The organism is Priestia veravalensis (assembly GCF_001457055.1).
GTDB classification, from domain to species: domain Bacteria; phylum Bacillota; class Bacilli; order Bacillales; family Bacillaceae_H; genus Priestia; species Priestia flexa.
The window spans coordinates 79861-85860 of record NZ_KQ758634.1; the positions used below are offsets into that span (position 1 = coordinate 79861).

8 protein-coding genes and 1 pseudogene are annotated in these 6000 nt (G+C 38.1%); 5 read left to right on the forward strand and 4 right to left on the reverse strand.

What is annotated here, in order from left to right; all coding sequences use genetic code 11:
* The first annotated feature begins 8 nt into the window (after nt 1–8).
* The 3 genes and pseudogenes from hemQ (at nt 9) to gerQ (ending at nt 1803) form a co-directional block, all read left to right on the forward strand.
* Nucleotides 9–752 carry a hydrogen peroxide-dependent heme synthase gene (gene hemQ / locus AS180_RS05940; RefSeq protein ID WP_025908706.1) on the forward strand — a complete coding sequence of 248 codons (744 nt, stop codon included), beginning with the start codon at nt 9–11 and terminating at the stop codon, nt 750–752.
* A gap of 114 nt (nt 753–866) precedes the next feature.
* A pseudogene (locus AS180_RS05945) lies at nt 867–1293 on the forward strand (cell wall hydrolase).
* A gap of 27 nt (nt 1294–1320) precedes the next feature.
* On the forward strand, nt 1321–1803 hold the full coding sequence (gerQ, locus tag AS180_RS05950; RefSeq protein WP_025908705.1) for a spore coat protein GerQ: 483 nt from the start codon (nt 1321–1323) through the stop codon (nt 1801–1803).
* Between the two features lie 39 nt (nt 1804–1842).
* Here gerQ and AS180_RS05955 read toward each other — a convergent pair whose 3' ends face one another.
* The 3 genes from AS180_RS05955 to AS180_RS05965 all read right to left on the reverse strand — a co-directional run bounded on the left by AS180_RS05955 (nt 1843) and on the right by AS180_RS05965 (nt 3317).
* Nucleotides 1843–2211 carry a DUF423 domain-containing protein gene (locus tag AS180_RS05955; protein WP_025908704.1) on the reverse strand — a complete coding sequence of 123 codons (369 nt, stop codon included), beginning with the start codon at nt 2209–2211 and terminating at the stop codon, nt 1843–1845.
* Nucleotides 2212–2226: 15 nt separating this feature from the next.
* Nucleotides 2227–2535 (reverse strand): YwdI family protein, encoded by a 309-nt coding sequence (locus AS180_RS05960; RefSeq protein WP_025908703.1) that lies wholly within the window; start codon nt 2533–2535, stop codon nt 2227–2229.
* Nucleotides 2536–2636: 101 nt separating this feature from the next.
* A complete protein-coding gene (locus AS180_RS05965) occupies nt 2637–3317 on the reverse strand; it encodes a uracil-DNA glycosylase (protein WP_025908702.1) in 681 nt (226 codons plus the stop codon).
* A 183-nt stretch (nt 3318–3500) separates the two neighbouring features.
* Between AS180_RS05965 and AS180_RS05970 the strand changes: the two genes are divergently transcribed.
* Together AS180_RS05970 and zwf are read left to right on the forward strand one after the other, a co-directional pair.
* The gene (locus AS180_RS05970) at nt 3501–3947 is read left to right on the forward strand and encodes a staygreen family protein (protein ID WP_025908701.1); all 447 of its coding nucleotides are present in this window, start codon (nt 3501–3503) and stop codon (nt 3945–3947) included.
* Nucleotides 3948–4151: 204 nt separating this feature from the next.
* Nucleotides 4152–5654, forward strand: a complete 1503-nt coding sequence (gene zwf / locus AS180_RS05975; RefSeq protein WP_025908700.1) for a glucose-6-phosphate dehydrogenase — start codon at nt 4152–4154, stop codon at nt 5652–5654.
* On the opposite strand, the gene AS180_RS23485 is transcribed toward zwf, so the two are convergent.
* On the reverse strand, nt 5640–6000 hold a 361-nt coding region (locus AS180_RS23485), incomplete at its 5' end, for a transposase (RefSeq protein WP_226372933.1). The two genes, zwf and AS180_RS23485, sit on opposite strands and share 15 nt — an antisense overlap.

Sequence of the window (6000 nt, forward strand, 5' to 3'; positions counted from 1 at the left end):
GAAAGAATATGGCAGAAGCAGCTCAAACACTAGATGGATGGTATGCTCTTCATGATTTTCGAACAATTAATTGGACAGCATGGAAACAGTTATCAAATGAAGAACGCGAAACAGCTATCCATGAATTTTTAGCTTTAACAGAAAAATGGACAAGTACGGAAAATGCAGCTGAAGGAAGTCATGCACTATATAGTATTGTCGGTCAAAAAGCAGATTTTATGATCATGCTTGTACGTCCAACAATGGAAGAATTAAATGAAATTGAAAATGAATTTAATAAAACAAAGCTAGCAGAATTTACCGTGCCAGCTTACTCGTATGTATCCGTTGTTGAGCTAAGTAACTACTTACCAGCAGGTGAAGATCCATATGAAAATCCACATATCCGTGCACGCTTATACCCGACTCTTCCAAAATCGAAGTATGTTTGCTTCTATCCAATGGATAAGCGCCGTCAAGGTAACGACAACTGGTACATGTTACCGATGGAAGAGCGTCGTAGCTTAATGCGTAGTCACGGCATGATTGGTCGTCAATATGCAGGTAAAGTAAAACAAATCATTACGGGCTCTGTTGGCTTTGATGACTACGAATGGGGCGTTACGCTATTCGCTGATGACGTATTACAATTTAAAAAACTCGTATATGAAATGAGATTTGATGAGGTAAGTGCACGCTACGGAGAATTTGGTAGCTTCTTTGTTGGTAACTTACTTGAAATTGATCGATTCAGTCATTTCCTTTCAGTCTAAACCTTTTTGCTTCCCCTCTCATTAGGGGAAGCATTTTTTGTGCTTTTTTATGGTCATATTCTCTTCTTTTATTCATATACATACAATAGCGTCACAGGTAAGTGAGGTGAGGAAATGACGGTTGTCGCGCACACCGAAGAAGATGTTAAGCTTCTAGCCAGACTTCTTCGAGCTGAAGCTGAAGGTGAAGGAAAACAAGGAATGCTCCTTGTAGGTAATGTGGGTGTTAACCGAGCAAGAGCCTCTTGTTTAGACTTTAAAAATATTCGAACTATTAGACAGATGGTCTTCCAAAGCCCTGGAGGCTTTGAAGCCACGCAGAAAGGATATTTTTATCAGCGTGCACGGCAAGCAGAAATTGATTTAGCTCGCCGTGCATTAAGAGGAGAAAGATTTTCACCAGCCAGCTACGAATTCTCTATGTTTTTTTAAACCAGGCGGCAGCTGTCCCGCTACATGGTATAACCAACCAAATACCGGAAGATTCAAGTCTCATTGCTTTTTTGCACCAACTCGAGCAGATTGTCCGAGCGTTTACTAAATACATGTAGAATTAAAGGAGGGTACTATGAAAAAGCCAAAAGGTAATCAAAATCAGACCCAGCCTTATATGCAAAACCCATATATGAGCTATAACTATCCTTACTATACGCCTTATCAACAGCCACAAGGAGTTGGTGGAGGTCAGCAACAAAGTCCATCGGGACAAATGCCTCCTCAAATTCCTTCCGGAGGATCAGGGGCGCCTCAAGCCCCTGGTCAGCTACCACTAGAAGAGTCATATATTGAAAACATTTTGCGTCTAAACCGCGGAAAAGTTGCAACGGTTTATATGACATTTGAAAATAATAACCAATGGAACTCTAAAGTCTTTAAAGGTATTATTGAAGCTGCTGGGCGTGACCACTTGATCTTAAGTGATCCACAAACAGGGAAACGCTACTTACTATTAATGGTTTACTTAGATTATATTACGTTCGATGAGGAAATTCAGTATGCCTATCCATTTAACAGTAGCGGACCTCCATTAAGCAACTATTCACCTCGATAATAGATAAAAGGCCCCTAGCTGAACGCTAGGGGCTTTTTTTCACCACTTTAAGGCTGCAATAACAATCAATATCCACGCTGTGATGAAAGCCACTCCACCCAGAGGCGTTATGGCACCTAGTACCTTAATTCCGGATATACTTAAAACATATAAGCTACCTGAAAATAATATAATACCAGCCATCATAAGCCAACCTGACGTTGACAACAATGATGACTGAGGAGCTTTTGCAAGTAAAAGAGCGACTACGAATAAACCAATAGCATGAAACATATGATACTGGACGCCTGTTTTCCATACCTCTAAATATTTCTCCGATATCTTACCTTCTAAACCGTGAGCGCCGAATGCACCTAACGCAACAGCTAAAGCTGCATTAATAGCACCTAAAATAACAAAGATTTTCATGTCTCTACCCCTTTTTTAAAAATCAAATAAGCTATCCCCGTTAGCATCGTCTGAAGCAAGCTTTTTCCCTTCAAAATTTTGCGTAGATGATTGAATAATTTGTTGTTGCATCGAAGGCTGAGCTTGAATTTGTGAAGGCATAACAACGCTTGATGGAGCCGTTGGTTGTACTGAAGAAGAATTTCCATCCGTTAATGCCAGTTCACATAATGTTTTAATTGCAATTAATTGATCTCTCACACGAGCAGAATGATGCGCTTCTTGTTTCGCTTTTGCTAGCTCTGCGCTCATTTTATCTAATAGCTGTTCTAACTTTATTTCCATTATTTCACCTCTTTTACTTTGCCCATTGCGAATCTAATCTGTTTATAGTTTATCAAAAATTCACAGGCTGAGCGATGATTCAATTGTAGTTCGATAAATGTTCACGATTTGATGTTATCAATTTGCCAATCAATTGGCGTACACTCATGCTTTTGTAAAAAATCATTCGTTAAGCGAAAATGATTATTGCCAAAAAATCCACGGTTAGCAGAGAATGGACTTGGATGAGGACTCTCTAAAATTAAATGGTGATTTCCCGTAATTAAGCTTTTCTTGGCTTGCGCATGCTTACCCCAAAGTAAGAACACCACGGGTTCCTCTTTTTGTGCAACCAGTTCAATAATGCGATCTGTGAAAATCTCCCACCCTTTTCCTTTATGGGAATTCGGTTCGCTGCGTCGAACCGTTAATACCGTGTTTAAAAGCAACACTCCCTGCTTAGCCCATTTAATCAAATATCCATTATTGGGAATTTCACAACCAAGCTCTTGATGTAATTCTTTATAAATATTGACAAGTGAAGGCGGCGTTTTCACTCCGGGCTGAACTGAAAAGCTTAAACCGTGAGCTTGACCAGGTCCGTGATAAGGGTCTTGACCCAATAATAAAACCTTAACATCCTTGTAAGGGGTATAATGTAGAGCGTTAAAAATATCATAACGTTCAGGATATACAGTTTCACTATTATATTCATTTACAAGGAATTGACGAAGTTGGATATAATATTCCTTTTCGAATTCTGCCTTTAATAACTCATTCCAATCATTTTTTAAAATAGACATCCCGTTCGTTCCCTTCATATTTAATCATTGTGTAACCATTCACTCTTTTGTTATTGTACCTAAACTCTACACTTTCAGTGAAGAGCACATTATAATCACCATATCTCTCCAGTTGAAGTCATGTTCAAGTCGCTTTTGTATACACTATAAGGAGTGCATCTTTTCATATAAGGAGGGGTTTATATGATAATTGCTAGTCCCCGCCAAGTAGATGTCACATATGGATTAGGAATTACACCTACCGAACCGATGATTCCTCGAAAATATACCATTTTCCCATCTCATCAATCGTCAATACCATCCATTTACGTCGGTTTAGAATTTGCCTACGATCATATCAGCAAAAGTCGTAATGAATGCTTGGCGTCTTTTTTATTTAATAAAGGCTTCTATTCACTTTCACTTTATTTTTATATTGACCATACTATTTCAGAAGATGCAGCACTAGAGCGTTATATTCACCTCTTAGAAATTTTGCCTGTCTATTTAAATACCCTATATCATTCTGAAAAATTATTCTTTCAAAAGCACCCTTTGCTAGAACATTGTCCAATTTTTTTATATACGGACTCTTCGCATTCTTTTTTAGATGGTAAAAAATCATTAGGTGCATTATATCAATACAGATAGCGCTTTCAAAATTTAGCTACCGCCATTCAATTGGCGTAGCTTTTTTCATTTACCAAACAAAATACTTTTAAACTCATTCAAAACATGGAATAATAACTACAAATCATATAGATTTGCTTTACCATTTATAAATCGTTACAATTTTATATTAGATATATTAGCGTACACTAAACGTAATTTTGACAAAGAGAGGGTCTAGAAGCAATGACAAATGAACAACCAAAATCAATTATTGTAATTTTTGGAGCTACAGGTGATTTAGCAAAACGCAAACTATTTCCATCTATTTTCCGCTTATACAGAGAAAATAAACTATCCGAAGATTTTGCAGTTGTTGGAGTAGCCAGAAGACCATGGACAAACGAAGAGTTGCGTGAAAATGTTAAAAAGTCTGTGGGTAATCTGCAAACAGAAGACACTGATATTGATAAGTTTGCTTCACACTTCTACTACCAGCCATTTGACGTTACAAACGTAGAATCTTATCAAGAGTTAAAAACATTAACAGAAGAGCTTGATACACAATATAACGTTCCTGGAAATCGCATTTTCTATTTAGCAATGGCCCCAGAATTCTTTGGAACAATTGCGTCTAATTTAAAAAATGAAGGCTTAACAGCTACTGAAGGCTGGAGCCGTCTAGTAATTGAAAAGCCATTTGGTCACGATTATCAATCTGCTAAAGAGCTTAACGAACAAATTCGTCACGCTTTCTCTGAAGATCAAATTTATCGTATTGACCACTACCTTGGAAAAGAAATGGTTCAAAACATCGAAGTCATTCGCTTTGCAAATGCTTTATTTGAGCCACTTTGGAACAACCAATATATTTCAAATATCCAAATTACATCAAGTGAAACGCTTGGTGTAGAAGATCGTGGACGCTATTACGAATCTTCAGGTGCACTACGTGACATGGTTCAAAACCATATCTTACAAATGGTTGCTTTATTAGCTATGGAGCCACCAATTAAACTAACACCAGAAGAAATTCGTAGCGAAAAGGTAAAAGTATTACGCGCACTTCGTTCAATGTCAATAGATGAGGTAGATCAATACTTTGTACGCGGCCAATATGGAAAAGGTATCGTGGAAGAAAACGAAGTAATTGGCTACCGTGAAGAAAATTCTGTAGATGAAGAATCTAATACTGCAACATTCGTTTCAGGTAAACTGATGATTGACAACTTTAGATGGGCTGGTGTGCCAATTTATATTCGTACAGGTAAACGCATGAAAGAAAAAGCAACAACGATTGTTGTTCAATTTAAAGATTTACCAATGAACTTATATTTCAATCGTGGTAAAGATATTCACCCTAACCTGCTTGTAATTCATATTCAACCAGAAGAAGGAATTACTCTTCACCTAAATGCGCGTAAAACACCAGGAGCAACGGCTTCTACACCAATTAACCTTAACTACTGCAACAACTGCGGAGATAAGATGAATACGCCAGAAGCTTATGAACGCCTAATTTACGATTGCATGCTTGGGGATGCAACAAACTTTACACATTGGGATGAAGTTGCTCTATCATGGAAGTTTGTTGATACTATTTCAGAAGCTTGGGAACAAAACAAAGCAAAAGACTTCCCGAACTATGAATCAGGTTCAATGGGACCAAAAGCATCAGATGCTCTTCTTGCTGAAGAAGGCTTCCAATGGTGGCCTGTTGGGGAAAGTAACTTCTCAAACGATAAATAATATAAATAAAAACGCAGCGAATATTTCGCTGCGTTTTTCAGATTGACGAGAAACCTGTAAGGTTCTCGTCAATCTGAGGCTCTTTTCATTTTTTATAGTGAAACAAGTAAACATTTCACAAACAAATCGTCGTTTTCCATAAAAATCGCCCATTACCTGACCTGTTTTGGTCAGGTAATGGGCGATTTTTTTCATGTTTTGACAAGCTGCCGTCAGATACGCCTGCATCTGGACAGACTTCAGCCCTCGATACCGGGCATATCGATACCCATTTAGCTCTTTTGCGTCGGCAAAGCTACGCTCAATCGTCGTGCAACGCATACGATAAAGTTGTTTACCTGCTTTT

Coding starts and splice junctions, on each gene's coding strand:
- hemQ (WP_025908706.1), top strand. CDS start 9: ATGGCAGAAGCAGCTCAAACACTAGATGGATGGTATGCTCTTCATGAT.
- gerQ (WP_025908705.1), top strand. CDS start 1,321: ATGAAAAAGCCAAAAGGTAATCAAAATCAGACCCAGCCTTATATGCAA.
- AS180_RS05955 (WP_025908704.1), bottom strand. CDS start 2,211: ATGAAAATCTTTGTTATTTTAGGTGCTATTAATGCAGCTTTAGCTGTT.
- AS180_RS05960 (WP_025908703.1), bottom strand. CDS start 2,535: ATGGAAATAAAGTTAGAACAGCTATTAGATAAAATGAGCGCAGAGCTA.
- AS180_RS05965 (WP_025908702.1), bottom strand. CDS start 3,317: ATGTCTATTTTAAAAAATGATTGGAATGAGTTATTAAAGGCAGAATTC.
- AS180_RS05970 (WP_025908701.1), top strand. CDS start 3,501: ATGATAATTGCTAGTCCCCGCCAAGTAGATGTCACATATGGATTAGGA.
- zwf (WP_025908700.1), top strand. CDS start 4,152: ATGACAAATGAACAACCAAAATCAATTATTGTAATTTTTGGAGCTACA.